The sequence below is a fragment of the Pseudactinotalea sp. Z1732 genome (assembly GCF_049724975.1).
Classification (GTDB): Bacteria; Actinomycetota; Actinomycetes; order Actinomycetales; family Beutenbergiaceae; genus CALKWS01.
This window is the reverse complement of the sequence record NZ_JBMPQC010000001.1, coordinates 209,714-230,978: the sequence shown is the minus strand read 5'-3', so window position 1 is coordinate 230,978 and position 21,265 is coordinate 209,714. Positions and strand designations below refer to the sequence as shown.

Sequence of the window (21,265 nt, the reverse complement as noted above, 5' to 3'; positions counted from 1 at the left end):
CCTAGTGCTGTCCCGGGATTCCTTCCCGCCGCAATCGATGGCCCCATAACGAGGACGAAGGGCAGGTTGATCGATTAGCGTGATTGAAATCGGAGGCAAGGAGGCCGTCGTTGGTTTCACAGATCTGGTCCGGTCGGACGCAAGATGTCCGCTGCATGCGGGAGGTCGAATTCATCCGAACATCGTCACGAGTTCTCGACAAATCCGTGCGGACTGAGCGTTCCGTCCGAGCGCACGCCAACTAGTCGAAATGTGGCGACAGGCTTGGGCGAAGGCGCCCAAGGTCGAACTTGGTGAGCAGCAGCAGTGGTTACCGCTCCTCACTCACCTCACGGACACTGGGCGCACCATTGGTCTGCTGTGGGACGAGTGGGCCGGGCCGGGTCCTCGCGCCGTCGTTGAGCGCGACGTGGGGGACCAAACCTTGGCGCGCCAGATTGCTGTACTCGCCGCCGCCCTGCACGACATCGGAAAACTATCGCGCGCTTTCGCGGGACAGGTCCCGCGCATGCGCGAGCACATGGAGGCCCACGGCTTCAGGTGGCACGACGCGGCGGATGTGACAGATTCCAGACGCCTACCGCATTCCGTAGTAGGCCACGTCCTGGTCCGAGATCTGCTCCGCGGGTATGGCGCGAGCAGACGAAGTGCTGATGCGTTCGCGGTCATCATCGGGGGGCACCACGGCGTTCCACCGACACAGCAACTACTTAATGACGTGATGGACTCGCGCTGGCTAGTCGGCGTTGGGCATTGGGAGGAAGCCAGAACTTCCCTGATCCAGCACGTCTTAACTGATCTCGACCTCCATGAGGCAACTTCAGCGGTAGGGCAGATCGTGCTCAGTGATGCCAGCCAGATGCTCCTCACCGGACTTGTCATCACGGCGGACTGGATTGCTTCCAACGATCGCCAGTTCCCGCTGGTTCCGATGCCGGAACAAGTCGCAGAATCTTCGCAATCGCGTGCTGACCGGGCCTGGCAGCGACTGTCCCTCCTACCCCTATGGCAGCCAACGGATGAAGCCCTCCGAGAAGAGCCAACACGCTTGCTCCGCTCCCGGTTCGTCAATGCCGAGCACTACCAGGCCAACGCCATGCAGCGTCGCGCAGTCACGGCCGCACGAGAGATGCCAGGCCCAGGACTCCTCATCATCGAGGCATTGATGGGCACCGGAAAGACGGAAGCCTCGTTACTCGTCGCAGAGGTCTTCGCGCGCAGGTTCGGCCGCTCTGGCGTCTTCTACGGCTTGCCGACCAGGGCCACCACCGACGCCATGTTCGATAGGGTGCTGCCTTGGTGGCGCGGTGTTCCAGATGAGAAGCACACTACCGTCCGATCCGTCCAATTGCGCCACTCCGGGGCGCCGCTGAACGAGCGGTTCAGTTCCTTGCCCCGCGGAGGAACCAACAAGACCGGACCATTTTCGGGCGTTCCCGCAGAGGTCGGCCGAGACGAGCGTGACGTGCCGCTATGGGCAGGACGTCGACACGTGACTGCCGAGGCGGTCGCTCACCATTGGACCTCCGGCCGGAAGAAGGCAGCGCTCGCCGATACTGTGGTCGCTACGATCGACCACGAGTTGCTCTCGGCGCTCGCCTCCCGGCACGTGGTACTGAGGCATCTAGGTCTAGCGCGACAGGTCGTGGTCCTTGACGAGGTACATGCAGCCGACGCCTGGATGATGGTCTATCTCGAACGAGCACTGGAATGGCTTGGCCGGTACGGCGCCCCGGTGGTCGCGCTCTCGGCGACGCTTCCACCAGGCCAGCGGACCGCCATGATTCAGGCCTACGAGCGCGGCCGGCGAGCGGGCCTCCCCCCGAATCCCGAGGCACTGGACCCAGATCTTGACCTTCCGGTGCGATCAGGCCACACGAAAGTGCCACTGCCGGTAGCCCCCGCGACTACCGATTACCCGGTCATGACCTGTCTATCCGAAGGTTTCGTCACTCAACAGGCAGCGCCCGCCGGGGTTCAACGTCGGGTCTCGCTTGCATGGCTGCGGCACGGCACCGAACACCTTGCCGACCTCCTGGGGGCCGAACTGTCCGAAGGAGGCTGCGCCGTCGTCGTCTGTAACACCGTCAACCGAGCGCGTGCCCGCTACGAGGCGTTGCGGGAGCGGTTCGGTAGTCGGGTCCACCTTGCTCATTCGAGGTTCATCGCCGCCGATCGCGCGCGCAACGACGAGTGGTTACGCACTGCGTTCGGACCGACCGACGGCAATCCCGAGGCGAATTCCCGTGACGGTCGCATCGTGGTGGCCACCCAGGTAGTCGAGCAGTCACTTGACATTGACTTCGACCTCATGGTCACCGACCTCGCACCGGTCGACCTCGTTCTGCAAAGGATCGGGCGTCTGCATCGTCACGAACGCGGCGATGCCCGCCCACCACGGCTCCGTCACCCGCGGTGCTTCGTGACCGGCTTCGACCCGGAGGCGGGCCCCGAGTCCCTCGATGGCGGGAGCGCAAGGGTCTATGGCACTCACTTGCTTTTGAGATCGGCAGCGCTGATTGATCACGTCATGCACACCCGCGGCGCTATCACCCTTCCCCAAGACGTGCCGGAGCTGGTCCGGCGTTGTTATGGGGAGGAAGGTCTCGGTCCCCAGGAGTGGGCACAAGCCATGGAGGCCGCTGCAGAGGAGCACCACAACACGACCGGAATCCGGTGGCGCAACGCAAGCGCATACCGGCTTCGGTCACCAGGAGAGAGAAGGACCCTGATCGACATGCTGGCGGCGAACGCTAGTGAAGCCGACACGGACACCGTCGGCAGTCCGCAGGTGCGCGAACCAGACGGCGGCTTCGAGGTCCTGTTACTTGAACAGGCCGATGACGGGCTGCGGTTGCCGGCGCATCTAAATGACGACCGGAGAATCTCGACCGATCAGCAGCCCGACCCCGCGACCACCAGGGCACTTGCCAAGTGCATGGTGCGAATTCCCGGCTGGACTACCAACAACCCCCGGGATACCGACCAAGTGCTCGACGACCTCAACGTGAACTACTACGCCGCATGGCAGAAAGACCCCATCCTCGGCGGACAACTGATCCTCCTGCTGAGACCGGATGGAACGGGCCGGATGGGGCCGTTCCTCGCTTCCTACGACCCCATCACCGGACTGGAGATCACCTATGACCGCGATTAGTGAGTCAGGCTTCAATCTCTTGGATGAGCCATGGGTTCCTGTTCTGGACAGAGCGGGAATCGTCCGTGAATTGTCCCTCACCGAGACCATTGGCCAAGCGAGGTCCGTCCGAACGATCGGCGGTGACGTTTCCACCCAGTCGTTCGTTCTGTTGCGCCTTTGTCTGGCGGTCCTCCATCGGGCGCTTGCGAAGTTCACACCAACGAGCGCCGACGACGTTCCGCGTGCCGTGGAGGCTCTAGTCGCGAACTGGGACAACCGCGTACTCCCTGAGGTGCAGGCGTACCTGGATCGCCATCGGGAGCGGTTCGACCTTTTTCATCCTACCGAGCCGTTCTTCCAGACTCCTGGGCTACGGACGGCGAAGGGAGACTACAGCGATCTGAGCAAGATCGTCGTTGACGTTCCGAACGGGGCGCCCTACCTAACAATGCGTTCTGCGCGCAGCCTGCGGTCGATCAGCGCCGCTGAGGCAGCCCGCTGGCTGGTACACGCCCAGGCGTACGACACCTCCGGGATCAAGACAGGAGTTGTGGGCCACCCCCGCGCCAAGGGCGGGAAGGTATATCCCGAGGGTGTGGCCTGGACGGGACAACTTGGCGGGATCCATCTGCGCGGCGAGAATCTGATGCATACCCTAATGCTTCACCTTTGGGCAGCACTGCCTGAAGACGACGAGGCACTCGCCAGCGACCTACCACCTTGGGAGCGACCGGTTCCCCGCGTCGAAGGCCTGCCAGCGAGGGTGGACGCTCTCGGCCCGTCCCGGCCAGCCGGACCCGTTGATCTCTTCACTTGGCAACCGCGACAGATCCTGCTCCGAGAGGACCGTGGCGGTGTCACCGGCGTTCTTATCACCTACGCCGACCGATTCCTGCTGCAGCAGCGCCAGGATCTCATCCGCCGTGAGCCGTTGACGCTCTGGCGGTACTCCAAACCGCAGACCGCGAAGTACAAACAGCGGATCCAGATGACACGTAAGCATCAACCGGGATCGGCACTGTGGCGCGGCTTGGCCAACATCATCCACGATCATGCGCCAAACGATGAGGAACGCCCGGCAAGGTCCCAGATCCTTGCGCACGTCGCGGAACTGCGGAACTCGTCCCTGCTGGAGCATGGGCTCGTGCACCTGCGAGCGATCAGCGTCGAGTATGGCTCCCAGGAGTCGGTGATTGACGAGATCGTCGAGGACAGCCTCGATCTCCCTGCCGCAGTACTGGATCCTGATCAGCTGGAATTACGCAAGGTTGCCCTTGACGCAGTAGAGGCTGCGAGTAGCGGCGTTGATGCACTCCGCTTCCTCGCTGCCAATGTCGCGGCTGCCGCAGGGGCGTCTGGTTCATCCCTCGAAGGGCCGAGGAACATGGCGCGCGAAACCGGGTACGCGGCACTTGATCCTAAGTATCGGACGTGGCTGCGAACTTCGCTGCTCCAGTACGAGGACGACCCGAGTCGCGCCGTCGGCGCATGGCACCAGGTCGCCTGGCGAACGCTCCGCGGTCTGGGGGAGGAGATCGTTGCCAACGCCCCGGACAGAGCATGGAAGGGCTATGGCGCTTCCGGTGCACGGATCGATGTGGGGCGCGCAGATGCGATGTTCGGTAACGCTTTGTTGAAGGCCTTGCCACTGGCCTTCGGAACTGACAGTAAGACGACTAAGGAGGTCAGTCGATGACCGCGCCAGTGAACGCTATGGAAGGGCCTGACGAGGCCCCTGAAGATGCTGCGCGGGCCTCCAGGCCAGTGCGGCACACGCCGCTGGCAACTGCCGTAGCAGCGCGTGTTCAGCATCTGCAAGCCGCGAGCCTCAAGGGCTCGCCTCGCGCCGTAGCCCGCATCGCGCAATTGCGCCGTGCTGTCAATACGGCGCCCGGGCAGTTGCCTGACGTGTGGGAGGACACGATCGGGGTCGTCCCCGAGAATCTCATTGGCCGAGAGGACGATCCGAGCCCGGCCGAACGAGCCGCGCACCACGCACTGACCTTGTTCGCACTGCATCGGCAGGGAAAGGCGGACATCGCCCACTCCACCCAAGTTTCCTTTGGCGGTGCTATCCGAGAACTAGCGCGACGGCGCGGCGGTGGCACAGGTGATGAATCCCCCGGGGTGCGCCGACGGTTCGACGCATTGGTCACTGCCTCAACGCCCGATGAGGGTGCCTATCACCTACGGGGCCTTGTCATGATGCTCCGGGACGCCGGGCTGAGCATGGACTACGGCCGATTGGCCCAAGATCTAGCCGATTTGTGGACGCCGGCACGCCGTGATGGCGTTCGGCTCCGCTGGGCACGCCAGTATCGGAGCCGCTCGCCACGTGCCAATGACGACACGCAAGACATCCCAACCACCGCAACGACTGAGGAGCGATCATGACCTACATCGATGTCCACATCCTGCAATCCGTTCCGCCAAGTTGTGTGAATCGGGACGATACCGGGTCCCCGAAGACGGCACGTTACGGCGGTGTGCGGCGCGCACGGGTGTCGAGTCAGGCATGGAAGCGGGCAACACGGACGCAATTTGTGCAGGATCTCGACGAACGCGACCTTGGTGTTCGCACCAAACGAGTGGTGGAGATGGTGGCCAGGCGGATCGAATCCGCTCGTGCAGACCTTGACATCGAAGCGAGCACTGCGCTGGCGACGGCTGCCGTCGAGGCGGCCGGGCTGAAGCTGGAGAAGTCCAGGCGGGCGGACCGAGAGGAGACTGAGTTCCTCGTTCTGGTGTCGTGGCAGCAAGCGGCAACGCTGGCTCAACTCGCTTTGGATGCGCTCGGAGAGACCGACGACGACGTTGAACAAGCGATCAAAGCCGTCACTAAGGGTAAGAGGGCGGCGAAGCAGGCTCTGGGTCAGGGGAGTTCGATCGACCTGGCGCTATTCGGACGCATGGTGGCGAACGACACCGATCTGAACGTCGATGCATCCTGCCAGGTCGCCCACGCCATCTCGGTGCATGCCGCTGACACCGAGTACGACTATTTCACCGCGGTTGATGATCTCAAGGAACGCGAGGGGGAGCAGGAGGAGGCTGCAGACGCCGGCGCGGGAATGATTGGCACAGTCGAGTTCACCTCGGCCACCTTGTACCGCTACGCGTCGATCAACCTGCGAGACCTAAGTGAAAACTTGGGCGATCAGTTAATGGCTCGACGGGCCGTGGAGGCGTTCATCTCGGCCTTCGTGCGCTCCATGCCCACCGGAAAGGTAAATACCTTCGCCAACCACACTCTGCCGGAGGCGGTGGTCGTCTCCGTGCGTGACGATCAACCGGTCTCCTACGTCGGGGCATTCGAGACCCCGGTGACACCTGGACAGCACGGCGGGTACGTCCACGAGGCGGCTGAAGCCCTGCGCAACTGGGCCCGTTCGATCACAGATAGTTACGGCATGGGTCCCGCCCGTTCGTGGGCAGTCGGCGTGGGCCCGGTTGCGGAGTATCTCGACGGCCTGGGGGAACCGACAAACTTCGCCGACCTTCCCCAGGCAGTAGGGGCGGTCGTGGACGAGCGCCTCACGGTGGCCTCATGAGCACCCTCTTGCTGCGATTGGCTGGCCCGATGCAGTCGTGGGGGACCAGGTCCAGATTCAGTTACCGGTTCACCGACTCCCAGCCCTCGAAGAGCGCGATTCTCGGTTTGCTTGCGGCCGCACAAGGGCGGCGGCGCAGTGAACCGATCGAGGACCTACTACACCTGCGCTTCGGCGTGCGCCTTGATCAGCCGGGCCGGGTGATTCGAGACTTTCAGACAGCACGAAGTCTCGATGGCAGTCGAGCCATGCCGTTGACGCAACGCTATTACCTCAGCGACGCGGTCTATGTAGCTGGTGTTGAAGGACCACAGGAGTTGATCGACTCATTGTCGCTGGCCGTGCGGCGGCCAGAGTACCCCCTCTATCTCGGCCGCCGTTCCTGCCCACCAGCACGGAGCGTGCACATCGGTGTGCGGGAGATGGGGGTCGCTGATGCGCTCGCCTCGACCGAGGAGGAGGTTGGCGCACCTTGGGAAGCTGCGCTTTGGTGGCGCCGCCGGCAGCCGGTTGAAGTCGATCTCGAAATAGTCCGTGATGTTCTCCCAGGCGAAGCGACCACGGAACTGGTACCGGATGCTCCGCTGAGTTTCGATCCACACCACCGGCGATATGCCATGAGACCAGTGCTCCACGCGGTGTGCTCGGTGCGTAATCATGAGGGACGGCCACGCATGAAAGGCCGGTACCTCACGACGCATGATCCCTTTGAGATGACAGGATCCTGATGTTCCTGACGCGTATAGAGATCAACCAACGCAGACGCGCAACGAGGCAAGTCCTCGCCAACCCTCATCGGATGCACGGGGCGGTGACTGCCTGCTTTCCCAGATCAGTCGACCCCGGACGAGTGATGTGGAGGCTGGACGAGCGTGAAGATGGCGTGTTTCTCTTTGTCCTCTCGTCGCTACCACCGGACGCCACCAGTCTGGTGGAGGACTACGGATGGCCCCAATTCGAGTCACCATGGCAGAGCAAGGAATACCAACCTGTCCTTGATGCCGTTCAAAACGGAAGGCAATTCCAGTTCCGCTTGCGCGCAAACCCTGTTCGCAACGTCTTAGAACCTGCGAACGACCAGGTACAGGCTGGTAATAGCGGCTCTGGAGAGGTCAGACGGATCCGAGGGAAGCGGGTTGGCCACGTGACAGTCGCGCAGCAGCGCCACTGGCTCCTCACGCGAGCCTCGCGATGGGGATTTACAATGGGCGACGAGAATGCTCCCTCCGCCGACGTCGTTGAGCGGAAGGTTTGGACTTTCGCGAAGAAGTCTCGGACGGTCACGCTCAGTACCGCGGTCTTTGAAGGGATCCTGACCGTGACCGATCAGGGGGAGTTGCGCCGTCGGCTCCTTGATGGGTTCGGGCCCGCCAAGGCTTATGGCTGCGGCCTCATGACTTTGGCGCCTTTCAGTTCGCCGTGAGTCTGACGGGCGCGAGGCCGCCGACGCCAGTTGAACTTGTCCGGGCTGGTGAGCGGATCTCCTTTCTCTATGTTGAGCACGCGTTGATTAGCCGGGCGGACAACGCGATCACCCTCAAGAGTTCCCGCGGTGTCGTACATGTTCCAGCCGCTCAGTTGTCCTGTGTGTTGATCGGGCCGGGATGCCGGGTGACGCACCATGCGGTCATGCTGCTGGCAGATTCCGGATCCTCAGTTGTGTGGGTCGGTGAGAACGGCGTGCGATTCTACGCGGGAGGGCGGGGCCTGACTCGATCAAGCCGGCTCTTGGAGGCGCAGGCCGCACTGGTGTCCAATACACGAAGCCGGCTCCGGGTGGCGCGCGCAATGTACGAGATGCGATTTCCGGACGAAGACGTGTCGACGTTGACAATGCAACAACTCCGCGGACGCGAGGGTGCTCGCGTACGCGCCCTTTACCGCGAAGAGAGTCAACGTACCGGAGTGACATGGAACAGGCGCGATTACCGCCCTGATGATTTCGATGCGTCGGACCCGGTCAATAAGGCGCTCTCATCGGCGAACAGCGCACTCTACGGCATCGTTCACTCAGTGATTGTGGCGATGGGCTGCGCCGCCGGCCTCGGGTTTGTGCACAGTGGCGGAGATCGAGCGTTCGTCCATGACGTGGCCGATCTGTACAAGGCGTCGACCTCGATTCCCGTAGCGTTTGACGTGGCCTCCGCTGGCGTTACCGATGTAGGTGCCCATGCTCGTCGCTGTATGCGTGATGCGATTTACCAAGAGCACATCCTCGAGCGTTGCGTGCGAGATGTTCGTCAACTCTTGATCGGAGACCAGGGCGACCTCAATGATGAGTGGGCTGACGTTATCGTCCTTTGGGACGCCGCCGATGGTTCAGTTGCTTCCGGGACGAATTACGCGGACGAGGTTGACTGGTGACGGTGGTCGTGCTCACGGCGGTACCGGCCGGACTACGTGGCGTGTTGACACGGTGGCTGCTGGAGATTGCTCCGGGAGTGTTCGTGGGACACGTATCGCGCCGCGTGCGGGAGCACTTATGGGACCGCATCGTCGACGGCGTCGGACGAGGCCGAGCGCTGATGGTGTTCCAACAACGCTCGGAGCAGCGCCTCGGCTTCTGGGTTCACGGGCACGATTGGGAGCCCATCGATTTCGAAGGTCTTTCATTGATGTTGCGCCCAGAAGGTGATGGCTCGACAGACTCGGGGCAGTTCGCCGCCCAAGAACTGGAGTTTCGCCGAACGTCGGCTGCGCGGTAGTCGGTAGCGCGGCGATGGGCCTTGCGGTTAGCGCAAACTAATACGGACGCGACGGTTTGGTTGGTAACGTTGCAGGTCAGCAACTGTGCTCCCCGCGCATGCGGGGGTGGTCCCCGATACCTCCAAGCCGCGACCGTCCTCGGCCTGGTGCTCCCCGCGCATGCGGGGGTGGTCCCGTCCAGCCGTTAGCGTCCACGTAAGTCATGGCGTGCTCCCCGCGCATGCGGGGGTGGTCCCGAGGCGAACCGGCGCCTGCTTCAAGCATACAAGTGCTCCCCGCGCATGCGGGGGTGGTCCCCTATTAGGTCCTAGTAGGCTCGCATCACTGAGGTGCTCCCCGCGCATGCGGGGGTGGTCCGTGGAATACCGACCCCAACCTAGGCACTGGCACGTGCTCCCCGCGCATGCGGGGGTGGTCCCACGAATCAGATGTCCAACGCGATGGCCGAGCGGTGCTCCCCGCGCATGCGGGGGTGGTCCGAATTGAGCATCCATCCACTGCTGGATCAGCGCGTGCTCCCCGCGCATGCGGGGGTGGTCCCTTCCACTGCAGGCCCGGGCGGGAGGCGAACCCGTGCTCCCCGCGCATGCGGGGGTGGTCCCCAGCGTCGCATCAGAAGCACCAGGCGCCCTAGGTGCTCCCCGCGCATGCGGGGGTGGTCCCGGTGACTGTTCGATGGATCGCGGTACAGATGAGTGCTCCCCGCGCATGCGGGGGTGGTCCCTCGGGATCGGTCAACTGCTCCACCTTCTCCACGTGCTCCCCGCGCATGCGGGGGTGGTCCCACGGTCCCGTCAGCCGCCGCGAACACCGGGCCGTGCTCCCCGCGCATGCGGGGGTGGTCCCTGCGAACCGGTGCCGGACTGGTCGGATGATCCGGTGCTCCCCGCGCATGCGGGGGTGGTCCCCGGTGCACGTCGATGCCGTAGCCAACCTCGGGGGTGCTCCCCGCGCATGCGGGGGTGGTCCCTTGCCGGCCGTTGAGGACGGCAACGAGTTGGGGTGCTCCCCGCGCATGCGGGGGTGGTCCCAGTCGCGCCGGCGTCCTGGTGGCCAAGTCCATGTGCTCCCCGCGCATGCGGGGGTGGTCCCTGCCCGCACCGCACGCCGTCGCGGAGAACAACGTGCTCCCCGCGCATGCGGGGGTGGTCCCGGCGCGGGGCTTGCCGCCGGCGCCAGCGATGAGTGCTCCCCGCGCATGCGGGGGTGGTCCCTGGGAGCGCTCACGCCACACCACATCGACCAGGTGCTCCCCGCGCATGCGGGGGTGGTCCCCCCTCGAACGACCACTCGCATGGCTCAACCGGGTGCTCCCCGCGCATGCGGGGGTGGTCCCGTGGCGCCGTCGAGGATCTGCCGTAGCGCCTCGTGCTCCCCGCGCATGCGGGGGTGGTCCCGCTGAGACCGGGGCATGGGAGCGCACCACCACGTGCTCCCCGCGCATGCGGGGGTGGTCCCCTGCGCCCCCGCGGCTCGTCCATGCAACTGGGGTGCTCCCCGCGCATGCGGGGGTGGTCCCGCCACCACGACCGCCGGCTAGCAGAAGCACAAGTGCTCCCCGCGCATGCGGGGGTGGTCCGCCCTGGATGAGTTCCACACCGGCGCTCCACAGGTGCTCCCCGCGCATGCGGGGGTGGTCCCCGGTGCCGCAGCGTGTGGGCGGAGCGGTCCGCGTGCTCCCCGCGCATGCGGGGGTGGTCCCTGCCACGATGGGCGGCCCGTAGCGCGCAGCCCGTGCTCCCCGCGCATGCGGGGGTGGTCCCCGGTCTTCCATCTGTTGCCAGCCGTCGCCGATGTGCTCCCCGCGCATGCGGGGGTGGTCCCTGTCCGCCGTCACGTCCACGTACCAGATCGCCGTGCTCCCCGCGCATGCGGGGGTGGTCCCCCTTGGCGGTCGTCGGTGCCGTTGATGACCTGGTGCTCCCCGCGCATGCGGGGGTGGTCCCTTCCGCGCCACATCTTGCCCTGGGCGACATGCGTGCTCCCCGCGCATGCGGGGGTGGTCCCCACCGGCAGCAACTCATCCGGGCACGACTCGTGTGCTCCCCGCGCATGCGGGGGTGGTCCCGTTCGACGTGCCCCACCCCGACTCAGCGGACCGTGCTCCCCTGGGGTCAACCCCAGGAGGCTAAGGCGTGCTCCCCGCGCATGCGGGGGTGGTCCCGCGCGCCGATACCGGGCAGGGCCAATGTCTACGCGCTCCCCGCGCATGCGGGGGTGGTCCCGAATTGGAGCCTCTGACACGGTCAATGTCGAAGTGCTGGTGCAGAACCGGCCAGCCACAGTCACACCGAGACCGGCACGCACCCCTGAGGGCTGTCCTCACGCGTTCTACGCAGAGACGCTGGCACCCGGGCGCGCCACGTGGTGGTGATCGCGGAGAGGACGGCCGGCCGGTAGCCTCGCCGACCATGCCGCCTCTGCCGAACTCCCCGACCATGCGACCCATCCCGCCCAGCCCGGGTCAACGGGCCTGGCAAGACCTGGAACTGGGCTTCTTCTGCCACTTCGGCGTGAACACCTTTCACGGCATGGAGTGGAGTGACGGCACCTTGCCGGCGGCGAGTTTCAATCCGCGCGACCTCGACGCGGCTCAGTGGGTACGGACGGCGCAGGACGCCGGCGCGGGCTACTTCATCCTCACCGCCAAACACCACGACGGGTTCTGCCTGTGGCCCACGGCCACCACCGACTACTCCGTGGCGTCCTCGCCGTGGCGCGACGGGCGGGGGGACGTGGTGGCCGAGGTGGCGCGCGCCTGCCGGGAGGCCGGCATGCCGTTCGGGTTGTACCTGTCGCCATGGGACCGCAATGCCGCCTGCTATGACGACCCGGACGCCTATGACCGCTTCTACCAGGCGCAACTACGGGAGTTGTGCACCGGTTACGGACGGCTGGTGGAACTGTGGTTCGACGGCGCCGGCAGCCACGGACGAGCCTATGACTGGGACGGCGTCATGGCCGTCATCGACCAGTTCCAGCCGCAGGCGATGGTCTTCAACATGGGACGGCCCACGATCCGCTGGATCGGCAACGAGGACGGCCTGGCTGCCGATCCGGTGCACTACGTGGTCGAGAGCACCGAGGTGTCCAACTACGTCTCCGACACCGCAGCCCTCGACGCACCGCGCTACCTGCCCCCGGAGTGCGACGTCTCGTTGCGCCGCGGTTGGTTCTGGGCTCGTGACGATGAGCCCAAGTCCGCCGAGCACCTGCTGGGGATCTATTACCGCTCCGTCGGGATGGGAACGAACCTGCTCCTCAACGTCCCGCCCGATGACCGCGGGCTGATCGGGGATGACGACGCGGCCAGGCTGCGCCAGTGGCGCACCGAACTCGACCGGCGGTTCGCGTGGCCCATCCGCGCACACCTGAGCGGTTCCGGCGACGTCTGGACCGCCACATTCGAGGACCCGGTCACGATCGACCACGTTGAACTCGCCGAGGACTATGACGACGGCCAGCGCATCGGCGCCCATCGGGTGCTGATCGATGACGACGCCGCCCCGGCCGGCACGGATCCCGCCGGGGCCGAGGTGCTCGCCGCCGGGCTGAGCGTGGGTCACAAGCGTCTCCACGCCGTCAGCCCGGTCACCGTCCGGCGGCTGCGCATCGAACTCCGGGGCCCATCTCCGCGGCTGCGCTCCGTGCGGGCCTACCGGGCCGGGACCAGCGGCTCGGGCCGGGTCGAGTACCGGGCCAGCACCGACGAGCCGGAGGCGAACCCCGCGGTAGCCGCGCGGCCACCGGCGGAGGAACAGTTGGTGAACGGGCTTGGCCGCGCGCGCGATCATCACTAACGTGACGTGCGCTGGAGGACTACCGGACCTCCGGTGACGTCGACGGCCCGATCGGGCACCGGTTGACGAACGCGCTCGCGCAGGCGCAGCGGCATCTGGAGGGCGGAAGCGCCAATCCCGCCGAGCAGGCGCTGACCCGGTTCGTCCGGCACCTGGATAACCCGAAGGGCCCGGACACCCTCGCCTCAGACGCTGCTGCCGATCTGCGCGAACGGGCTGTGGCGATCCTCGAGGTGCTCTGAGGGAGCGGGCGGCCGGGCGCCGGCGGGCTCGGTCGAGAGTGCCGCGGAAGTGCCGGGCCAGGCGGCCGGATCTGCCCCGTGCCGGGCGGGCGCGCGGTGAGGCGAGTCGTCTACGAGATCTTGCGGCGGTAGATCCTCACCGCGATGAGGACGGCCACCAGCAGTACTCCGACGCACCAGGCCAAGGCGACCCAGATCTCCTCGCCGAGCGCCTGACCAGTGAGCAGGTTGCGCAGTGCCTCCACGATCGGGGTGACCGGCTGGTTCTCAGCGAAGGCTCGCACCGCAGAGGGCATCGAGTCGGTGGGTACGAACGCCGAGCTGAGGAACGGCAGGAAGATCAGCGGGTACGAGAATGCGCTGGCTCCTTCGACGCTGTTGGCGGAGAGGCCGGCGATGACGGCTAGCCAGGTCAGCGCCATGGTGAACAGGATCAGAATTCCTGCGACCGCCAGCCATTCCAGCACACCGGCACCGGAGCGAAATCCCATCAGGAGAGCCACGCCGATGACGATGGTCAGTGAGATCAGATTGGCGACCAGCGAGGTCAGCACGTGTGCCCACAAGGTGGCGGATCGGGAGATCGGCAACGAACTGAACCGTTCGAAGATGCCTCTCTGCAGGTCCAGGAACAGCCGGTACGCGGTGTAGGCGATCCCGGACGCCACGGTGATCAGGAGAATCCCGGGCAGCAGGTAGTTCACATAGTCGTCGGTACCGGCGTCGATGGCGCCGCCGAAGACGTAGACGAACAGCAGCAGGAACGCGATCGGCATGATCGCGGTGGTGATGATGGTGTCCGGGCTGCGGGCGATGTGGCGCAGGGACCGTCCGAGCAGAGTTCTGGTCTCACTGAAGGCGTGCGTACTCATGATTGGTCCTTCTCCGGGGAGCGTGCGCCCGGGTCAGTGCTGGTAATAGCCAGGAAGATGTCCTCCAGGCTGGGCCTCTTCTCCACGTACTCGACCTCGGCCGGGGGTAGCAGTTCCTTGAGTTCGGACAAGGTCCCGTTGGCGATGATGCGCCCTTCATGCAGGATCGCGATCCGGTCGGCGAGTTGCTCGGCCTCATCGAGATACTGGGTGTTGAGCAAGATCGTGGTGCCCCCGCGCGCCAGTGTTCTGATGGAGTCCCACACTTCCAGCCGGGATTTGGGGTCCAGGCCGGTGGTGGGCTCATCGAGGAAGATGACCTCCGGGTCACCGATCAGGCTCATGGCGAGGTCGAGACGTCGCCGCATGCCGCCGGAGTAGGTGGAGGCCCTCTGTGCGCCGGCATCGATGAGCGAGAACTTCTCCAGCAACTCCTCTGCGATGACGCGGGGGTTCTCAAGATGGCGCAATTGCGCGACCAGCATCAGGTTCTCCCGGCCGGTGAGCATCTCGTCCACGGCGGTGAACTGTCCGGTCAGGCTGATCGACTCGCGCACCTTGCCGGGGTCGCGGGCAACGTCGATACCGTTGACGAGGGCGGTCCCGGAGTCGGCCTTCAGCAGTGTGGAGAGGATCCGAACGGTCGTGGTCTTGCCGGCGCCGTTGGAGCCCAGCAGCGCGAGGATGCTTCCCGCTGCAACTGCGAACTCCACGCCGGTGAGGACCTCGTTGTCCTTGTACCTCTTGGTCAGGTTACGGACGTCAATGGCGGGTTTGGTGAGCGTCGTCGGGGTCATGGTGTGTCCGCGGCGTCCTGCCTCCGGGTCGCGTCATCGACGGACCTCCTCAGCCGGGCCTTCTCCTTGTTGATCCACTGGCTGTCGGTGTAGTTGGCAAGGAACTCGTCGGCGAAGTCCACTGGATCCTCGCCGATGATGTCGTTGATGGCGGTGCCGTCGGCCGCGGCACGTTCCATGAGTTCGGTGAGGTCGTCGAGCATCTGCAGCAACTCCTCACCGTCGCTGATCCCACCTCGGTGCATGAGATAGCGCTCGATGGCTTCCTGCGCCTGTTGGTAGCCGGCCGGCAGTTGCTTCACGCGTTCCTGCTGCTGCTTGTACCGCTTCTTCTGCTCGAGCGAGCCGGTCAGCCACTCGAACCACTTCCTTTTCTCTGCCATCTCTACTTCCCCTCCTGACGGAGTTGGTCGACTCGCTCGGTGAGGAACGTCCAGTTCCTCCAGAACTCATCGAGGTATTGCTGTCCCTGGGCGTTGAGTGTGTAGACCTTGCGCGGCGGACCCTTCTCCGAGGGGACCTTCTCCACATCCACCAGTTGCCGCTTCTCGATGCGGACCAGCAGGGCGTACACGGTGCCCTCCGCGATATCGGTGAAGCCCTGATCGCGAAGCCACGCGGTGATCTCGTAGCCGTAGGCGGGCCGGGAGGCCAAGATGGCCAGCACCAGACCCTCCAGCGTGCCCTTGAGCATCTCGGTGACCTGTTTACTCATCGCACCTCACTACTCAGTGTCACTCACTACTGGTACATAGTAGCGCTAGGTACCGGCGTTGCAACCCCTTATCGGACCCCGCCGCGCGCAGCCTGGTCCGATGAAGGGCCGGTCGTGCTCCCTCGGGAGTGCCACGGCTGCGGCGACCGGTAACCTCCAGGCGTGGCTCGAGCGATAGCGCCCCAGGAGGGCGTCCAGGCACTGCAGGCGTGGCGCACCGGCGCGGCCGACGGCACGCAGGTGCGTACCGCCGTCCGGTTCGCCCTGCAGGTGCTCACCCGGCACCACCCCGGCAACGCGGTGGAGGTGCGGGTCCCCCCGGCGGGGGTCACCCAGGCCATCGCCGGGCCCAGGCACACCCGCGGTACGCCACCGAACGTGATCGAGACGGACGCGCACACCTGGCTGGCCCTGGCCACCGGCACGCTCGGCTGGGATGAGGCGCTGGCCAGTGGTCGCGTGCAGGCCTCCGGGCTGCGCGCCGACCTCGGTGAGGTGCTGCCGTTGCCGCTGTGATCGGTGGTGCTAGCGTCGGAGGAGTGGATGACGCTCAGGATGCCCGCGCCGGAACCGGCGCCGATACCGCCCGGGAGGCTGCGCCGTCGACCGCTGACGTGGTCAGCGGCGACGAGGCGATGGCGATGGCGGACCCGACCACGGTGCGCAAGGTGCCTCGCTTCCGCCGGATCGGGATGCTCGGCGCGCTGGTGGGCCTGATCGTCTGCGCGGTGGTCACGGCCGTGTTCGCCCGGCCCACCGAGTTCCTGTCCCTGCCCGGCGTCTTCCTGTTCCTCTCGGTCTTCCTGGTTCCGGTGTTCGCCCTGGTCGCCTGCGCGGTGGCGCTGCTCATGGACGCCCGGGCCCGTCGTCGTCGATCCTGACCCGGCGAGCCCGCCCTGGCGGCATACGCGGCCCTGGCGTTATGTGGGACGATGGTGCCGTGGCGCGCGGAGATGGTCGACTCTCACATGAACTGCTCCCCGGGGAGAAGGGCCCCCAGGACGCTTGCGGCGTCTTCGGGCTCTGGGCACCGGGGGAGGAAGTGGCCAAGCTGGCCTACTTCGGCCTGTACGCCCTGCAGCATCGCGGCCAGGAGTCGGCCGGGATCGCCACCTCCAACGGTAAGCAGATCCTGGTGTACAAGGACATGGGTCTGGTCTCCCAGGTGTTCAACGACACCGCGCTGCGTCCGCTCACCGGGCACATCGCCCTGGGTCACGTGCGCTATGCCACCACCGGGGCCTCGGTCTGGGAGAACGCCCAACCCACCCTCGGGCCGACCTCCTCGGGCACGATCGCGCTGGGGCACAACGGGAACCTGACGAACACCTCCGAGCTCATCGGCCTGGTCGAGGAGCGCTACGGCAGCGCCGTGCGGCACCGGTTGGACTCCTGCGCCACCGACACCACCGTGCTCACCGCCCTGCTCAGCGGCGACCCCGGCCATGACCTGGAGACCACCGCGATGGAGGTGCTGCCGCGGGTGCGCGGCGCCTTCTCGCTGGCCTTCATCGACGAACGAGGCCTGTACGCCGCGCGCGACCCCCAGGGGATCCGCCCACTGGTGCTGGGGCGCCTGTCCCGGGGCTGGGTGGTCGCCTCCGAGACCGCCGCCCTGGACATCATCGGCGCCTCGGTGGTGCGCGAGGTCGAACCCGGGGAACTGATCGTGATCGACGACGACGGGCTGCGCTCACGCAGGTTCGCCGAGGCCGCCCCGAAGGGCTGCGTGTTCGAGTACGTCTACCTGGCCCGCCCGGACACCACCATCGCCGGCAGGTCCGTCAACGCCGCGCGGGTGCAGATGGGCCGCTCGCTGGCCAGGGAATGGCCCGCCGAGGCCGACCTGGTGATCCCGGTGCCCGAGTCCGGCACTCCGGCCGCGATCGGCTACGCCACCGAGTCCGGCATCCCCTTCGCCCAGGGGCTGACCAAGAACGCCTACGTGGGCCGCACCTTCATCGAGCCCTCCCAGACCATCCGACAACTCGGCATCCGTCTCAAACTCAACCCGCTGCGGGAGGTGATCCGGGGCAAGCGGCTGGTGGTGGTGGACGACTCGATCGTGCGCGGCAACACCCAGCGCGCCCTGATCCGGATGCTGCGCGAGGCCGGTGCCGCCGAGGTGCACGTGCGGATCAGCGCTCCTCCGGTGAAATGGCCCTGTTTCTACGGCATCGACTTCCCCACCCGGGCCGAGTTGATCGCCAACGGGCTCAACGCCGAGGAGGTGGGGGCCAGCCTGGGTGCGGACTCGCTGGGCTACATCTCCGTGGAGGCCATGATCGCGGCCACCGAACAGGACGCCGCCCGGCTCTGCACGGCCTGCTTCACCGGGAACTATCCGCTGCCGGTCTCCGAACCGGCTGATGAGGCGATGATGCTGGACCAGGAGGAGTTGCCGCTGGGCGATCCGCAGAACGGGTTGAACGCCCTCTCGACCGCCCCCGGTGGTGAAGGAGCGCTGCTGCGGCCGTGACCAGCCACGATGAGGACGGCCCCGACGTACCAGGGGCGCCGGGCGCAGCGGACCCGGACGGGGGACCGGGTGGCCCGGGTGGGAGCCCGATCACCTACGCCTCCGCGGGAGTGGATACCGAGGCCGGTGACAAGGCCGTGGAGATGATGAAGGACGCGGTGCGCGCCACGCACACACCCGCCGTGATCGGTGGCGTGGGTGGGTTCGCCGGAATGGTGGACGCCTCGGCCCTGAAGGACTACCGACGCCCGCTGCTGGCCACCTCCACCGATGGGGTGGGCACCAAGGTCGCCATCGCCCAGGAAATGGATGTGCACGACACCATCGGTTTCGACCTGGTGGGCATGGTGGTCGACGACATCGTCGTGGTCGGCGCCACGCCACTGTTCATGACCGACTACATCGCGACCGGCTCGGTGGTGCCCGAGCGCATCGCCGACATCGTGCGCGGGATCGCGCAGGCGTGCCAGGTGGCCGGCACGGCCCTGGTGGGCGGGGAGACCGCAGAGCATCCCGGGCTGCTCGCCCCGGACGAGTACGACGTCGCCGGCGCGGCCACCGGGGTCGTGGAGGCCGACGACGTGCTGGGCCCGGACCGAGTCGGTGCCGGTGACGTGGTGGTCGCGATGGCCTCCTCCGGTCTGCACGCCAACGGGTACTCGCTGGTGCGCGCCGTGATCGCCCGCTCCGGATGGGAACTGGACCGGCAGGTCCCGGAGTTCGCCCGTACCCTGGGCGCCGAACTACTGGAACCAACCCGGGTGTACGCCCGTGACGCCCTGGCCCTGGCCGCCCACGCTCCGGCACGTGTGCGCGCCTTCAGCCACATCACCGGCGGTGGGCTGGCGGCGAACCTGGCCCGGGTCCTGCCGGCCGATCTGGTGGCCACCGTGGACCGCTCGTCCTGGCAGGTGCCCGCGGTGTTCGACGTGGTGCGCGGCCTGGGCAGGGTGCCCTGGACGGATCTGGAGGCGACGTTGAACCTGGGCGTCGGGATGGTCGCCATCGTGCCGGCAGACGGGGTGGATGAGACGCTGCGGCTGCTCGGCGAGCGCGGCGTGCCCGCCTGGGTGCTGGGTCAGGTGCACCGGGCCGGCAGCATCGACGAGTCCGTGGCGCCGGTGGTGCGGGGCACCAAGGGTGTGCACGGCGGAGGTGTGCAGCTGCATGGCGCGTACCGCACCGCGTGACGGCGCCACCGTCGTCCCGTTCCGGGCACGGCTGAGCAACCCAGGTGGTTCAGGGGTCACGGACCCCTGTGGCACACCCGGTCACGGCCTCAGTTCGAGGGCCTGTCCCAGTCGTCGTCCTCGTCGGTCGCGGGCGGGATGTCGTACCGATCGGCAAGATCGGTCTGCGTCCCACCGGCGAGTTCGCGTTCGAGCGCCTCGTAGTCCGTCTCGGGGCTGTAGTACTTCAGCTTCCGAGCGACTTTGGTCTGCTTTGCCTTCTGACGGCCGCGCCCCATGAGCGAGACCCCCTCCACCGGATACTGCCGGGGCCACACCGTCCGAGGACGTAGTGACCACCGGGATTTGGTCAATGTGTTCGTGCTACCACCGTACATGTAGGCGGTGGCGATGGGCCAACTGGTTACCTGCGGCAGGCTGCCCAGGGCCCGTGGAAAAACGCCGGGATCAGCGGCTACGGCGCAGGATCGTCACACCGATCACACCAATGATCGCGGCGGCAACGCCCCCGACGATGGAGACCGCGCGGGGCTCGCCCGACTTGACGTCGTTGACGAAACCGGAGACCTGGGTGCGCGGGTCGACGCGGTCGACCAAGGCGTCCACGCTGCGGGTCAGTTCGAGCCGCTTGGCTGCCAGGTCCGCCTCGATCTCGTCGGCGGTGCGCTTACGGGTCTCCTTGGGGTCGGCTGCCCCAGGCCCCTTGCCGGTCTCGGTGCTCATGACTTGACTCCCTGCTTGACGGCTTCGACGTCCTTCTTGATGTTCTCACCGGTCTGGGGCGACGGCGCCTTGGACAGCGCCGACTTGCCGAGCAGGGCCAGGATCACGACGACCACGAGCAGCACCCCGGCCACGATGAGCGAGGCCGCCCAGTAGGGCATCACGGTGGCGAGACCGAACATCCCGGCGGTGAGCAGCCAACCGAGCATGAACAGCCCGGAAACTCCCGCACCGACGAACAGGCCGATACCCAGGCCCATCGCCTTGCCCTTCTCGGCGAGTTGGGTCTGAACGAGTTCGATCTCATCGCGCACCAGCGCGGAGATGTTCTCGGTGACCTTGGCCAGCAGTGCGCCGACCGAGGGCGTCTCGCCGGAGGGAACCCTCGTAGTGTGACTGTCCTGGACCATGTTTTGTCTCCGTCCTGCGTTATCCCTCACCCTAGTCTGCTGACTCAGCCAACCGCTCCCGTGGCTTCGGGGCAACTCAGGACGCGGATTGCGCCCGTAGCGGCGCCGCCCGGTGGGCCGGCGCCGCCCGACTGACCGGCGCGGCCGCTCGACCGGCCGCCGCTACGGGGCGTCAGCGTGCTTCGTAGTCCTCGATCTCGGTGAGCCGGGGCCCGTAACTGCTCGCCGGATCGTGGCGCAGGTCCAGCCACACATCGACCAGCGCCTTCGCCGCCACCGGGGCGATCACGTTCTGACCCATGCACAGGATCTGTGCGTCGTAGTTCTCCACCGACCCGCGCACGGTGAGGAGGTCGTGCGCCGTGGCCGCCCGGGCGCCCTTGACCTTGCTCGCCGCGATCGCGGTGCCGATCCCGGTTCCGCAGACCAGGATCGCGCGCTCGGCCGTGCCGTCGAGCACGGCACGGGCCGCCTGGAAGGACACCTGCGGATAGGTGATCTCCGCCGTGGAAAGGTCGATGACGTCGCTCACGCGCGGGTCCGCCTCCAGGTGGGCCTTCAGTTCGTCCTTCAGCACCGCCCCGTTGCCCGGTGCTCCGATCGCGACTCGCATCTTGAGGTCCCTTTCCATGGGTGTTCGT

General features: G+C 66.3%; 22 protein-coding genes and 1 CRISPR repeat array. Of the genes, 14 read left to right on the top strand and 8 right to left on the bottom strand.

The window, feature by feature from the left end; translation table 11 throughout:
• Positions 1–250 precede the first annotated feature (250 nt).
• The 10 genes from cas3 (at position 251) to ACPL7H_RS01080 (ending at position 13,438) form a co-directional block, all read left to right on the top strand.
• Positions 251–3,157, top strand: a complete 2,907-nt coding sequence (gene cas3 / locus ACPL7H_RS01125) for a CRISPR-associated helicase Cas3' (protein ID WP_424795330.1) — start codon at positions 251–253, stop codon at positions 3,155–3,157.
• Entirely contained in the window at positions 3,144–4,835 is a 1,692-nt protein-coding gene (casA, locus tag ACPL7H_RS01120; protein WP_424795329.1) for a type I-E CRISPR-associated protein Cse1/CasA, read from the top strand. The genes cas3 and casA overlap by 14 nt, the downstream gene beginning before the upstream one ends.
• A complete protein-coding gene (gene casB / locus ACPL7H_RS01115) occupies positions 4,832–5,533 on the top strand; it encodes a type I-E CRISPR-associated protein Cse2/CasB (RefSeq protein ID WP_424795328.1) in 702 nt (233 codons plus the stop codon). The genes casA and casB overlap by 4 nt, the downstream gene beginning before the upstream one ends.
• The gene (cas7e, locus tag ACPL7H_RS01110; RefSeq protein ID WP_424795327.1) at positions 5,530–6,690 is read left to right on the top strand and encodes a type I-E CRISPR-associated protein Cas7/Cse4/CasC; all 1,161 of its coding nucleotides are present in this window, start codon (positions 5,530–5,532) and stop codon (positions 6,688–6,690) included. Before casB ends, cas7e begins: the two co-directional genes overlap by 4 nt.
• Positions 6,687–7,418: a type I-E CRISPR-associated protein Cas5/CasD gene (gene cas5e / locus ACPL7H_RS01105; RefSeq protein ID WP_424795326.1), complete on the top strand. Its 732-nt coding sequence runs from the start codon at positions 6,687–6,689 to the stop codon at positions 7,416–7,418. The genes cas7e and cas5e overlap by 4 nt, the downstream gene beginning before the upstream one ends.
• Positions 7,418–8,113 carry a type I-E CRISPR-associated protein Cas6/Cse3/CasE gene (gene cas6e / locus ACPL7H_RS01100; RefSeq protein ID WP_424795325.1) on the top strand — a complete coding sequence of 232 codons (696 nt, stop codon included), beginning with the start codon at positions 7,418–7,420 and terminating at the stop codon, positions 8,111–8,113. The genes cas5e and cas6e overlap by 1 nt, the downstream gene beginning before the upstream one ends.
• Positions 8,110–9,054, top strand: a complete 945-nt coding sequence (cas1e, locus tag ACPL7H_RS01095) for a type I-E CRISPR-associated endonuclease Cas1e (protein ID WP_424795324.1) — start codon at positions 8,110–8,112, stop codon at positions 9,052–9,054. The genes cas6e and cas1e overlap by 4 nt, the downstream gene beginning before the upstream one ends.
• On the top strand, positions 9,051–9,395 hold the full coding sequence (gene cas2e, locus ACPL7H_RS01090) for a type I-E CRISPR-associated endoribonuclease Cas2e (protein ID WP_424795323.1): 345 nt from the start codon (positions 9,051–9,053) through the stop codon (positions 9,393–9,395). Before cas1e ends, cas2e begins: the two co-directional genes overlap by 4 nt.
• An 85-nt stretch (positions 9,396–9,480) precedes the next feature.
• Positions 9,481–11,621: a CRISPR direct-repeat array (repeat unit 29 nt; unit sequence GTGCTCCCCGCGCATGCGGGGGTGGTCCC).
• Between the two features lie 186 nt (positions 11,622–11,807).
• A complete protein-coding gene (locus ACPL7H_RS01085) occupies positions 11,808–13,196 on the top strand; it encodes an alpha-L-fucosidase (RefSeq protein ID WP_424795322.1) in 1,389 nt (462 codons plus the stop codon).
• Positions 13,197–13,207: 11 nt separating this feature from the next.
• On the top strand, positions 13,208–13,438 hold the full coding sequence (locus ACPL7H_RS01080) for an FIMAH domain-containing protein (RefSeq protein ID WP_424795780.1): 231 nt from the start codon (positions 13,208–13,210) through the stop codon (positions 13,436–13,438).
• A 110-nt stretch (positions 13,439–13,548) separates the two neighbouring features.
• Here the strand turns inward: ACPL7H_RS01080 and ACPL7H_RS01075 are convergent, their stop codons facing one another.
• Genes ACPL7H_RS01075 through ACPL7H_RS01060 form a run of 4 tightly spaced genes read right to left on the bottom strand, consistent with a single transcriptional unit; the run spans position 13,549 to position 15,822 of the window.
• Positions 13,549–14,310 carry an ABC transporter permease gene (locus ACPL7H_RS01075; RefSeq protein ID WP_424795321.1) on the bottom strand — a complete coding sequence of 254 codons (762 nt, stop codon included), beginning with the start codon at positions 14,308–14,310 and terminating at the stop codon, positions 13,549–13,551.
• Positions 14,307–15,107, bottom strand: a complete 801-nt coding sequence (locus ACPL7H_RS01070) for an ABC transporter ATP-binding protein (protein WP_424795320.1) — start codon at positions 15,105–15,107, stop codon at positions 14,307–14,309. Before ACPL7H_RS01070 ends, ACPL7H_RS01075 begins: the two co-directional genes overlap by 4 nt.
• Positions 15,104–15,490 (bottom strand): DUF1048 domain-containing protein, encoded by a 387-nt coding sequence (locus ACPL7H_RS01065; protein WP_424795319.1) that lies wholly within the window; start codon positions 15,488–15,490, stop codon positions 15,104–15,106. Before ACPL7H_RS01065 ends, ACPL7H_RS01070 begins: the two co-directional genes overlap by 4 nt.
• Before the next feature lie 2 nt (positions 15,491–15,492).
• A complete protein-coding gene (locus tag ACPL7H_RS01060) occupies positions 15,493–15,822 on the bottom strand; it encodes a PadR family transcriptional regulator (RefSeq protein ID WP_424786882.1) in 330 nt (109 codons plus the stop codon).
• 162 nt (positions 15,823–15,984) lie between these two features.
• Here ACPL7H_RS01060 and ACPL7H_RS01055 point away from each other — a divergent pair, with 162 nt between their 5' ends.
• From ACPL7H_RS01055 to purM, 4 genes are all read left to right on the top strand, one after another.
• On the top strand, positions 15,985–16,338 hold the full coding sequence (locus ACPL7H_RS01055) for a sterol carrier family protein (RefSeq protein WP_424795318.1): 354 nt from the start codon (positions 15,985–15,987) through the stop codon (positions 16,336–16,338).
• A gap of 23 nt (positions 16,339–16,361) precedes the next feature.
• Complete coding sequence (locus ACPL7H_RS01050; RefSeq protein ID WP_424795317.1) at positions 16,362–16,703, top strand: hypothetical protein; 342 nt, start codon at positions 16,362–16,364, stop codon at positions 16,701–16,703.
• Between the two features lie 59 nt (positions 16,704–16,762).
• On the top strand, positions 16,763–18,301 hold the full coding sequence (gene purF, locus ACPL7H_RS01045; protein WP_424795316.1) for an amidophosphoribosyltransferase: 1,539 nt from the start codon (positions 16,763–16,765) through the stop codon (positions 18,299–18,301).
• 89 nt (positions 18,302–18,390) lie between these two features.
• Complete coding sequence (purM, locus tag ACPL7H_RS01040) at positions 18,391–19,491, top strand: phosphoribosylformylglycinamidine cyclo-ligase (RefSeq protein ID WP_424795779.1); 1,101 nt, start codon at positions 18,391–18,393, stop codon at positions 19,489–19,491.
• An 89-nt stretch (positions 19,492–19,580) separates the two neighbouring features.
• On the opposite strand, the gene ACPL7H_RS01035 is transcribed toward purM, so the two are convergent.
• From ACPL7H_RS01035 to ACPL7H_RS01020, 4 genes are all read right to left on the bottom strand, one after another.
• Positions 19,581–19,769, bottom strand: a complete 189-nt coding sequence (locus tag ACPL7H_RS01035) for a DUF3073 domain-containing protein (RefSeq protein WP_424795778.1) — start codon at positions 19,767–19,769, stop codon at positions 19,581–19,583.
• A 169-nt stretch (positions 19,770–19,938) separates the two neighbouring features.
• On the bottom strand, positions 19,939–20,214 hold the full coding sequence (locus ACPL7H_RS01030; protein WP_424786878.1) for a DUF3618 domain-containing protein: 276 nt from the start codon (positions 20,212–20,214) through the stop codon (positions 19,939–19,941).
• On the bottom strand, positions 20,211–20,624 hold the full coding sequence (locus tag ACPL7H_RS01025) for a phage holin family protein (RefSeq protein ID WP_424795315.1): 414 nt from the start codon (positions 20,622–20,624) through the stop codon (positions 20,211–20,213). The genes ACPL7H_RS01030 and ACPL7H_RS01025 overlap by 4 nt, the downstream gene beginning before the upstream one ends.
• A gap of 172 nt (positions 20,625–20,796) precedes the next feature.
• The gene (locus ACPL7H_RS01020) at positions 20,797–21,255 is read right to left on the bottom strand and encodes an RpiB/LacA/LacB family sugar-phosphate isomerase (protein WP_424795314.1); all 459 of its coding nucleotides are present in this window, start codon (positions 21,253–21,255) and stop codon (positions 20,797–20,799) included.
• Between the last annotated feature and the right edge of the window lie 10 nt (positions 21,256–21,265).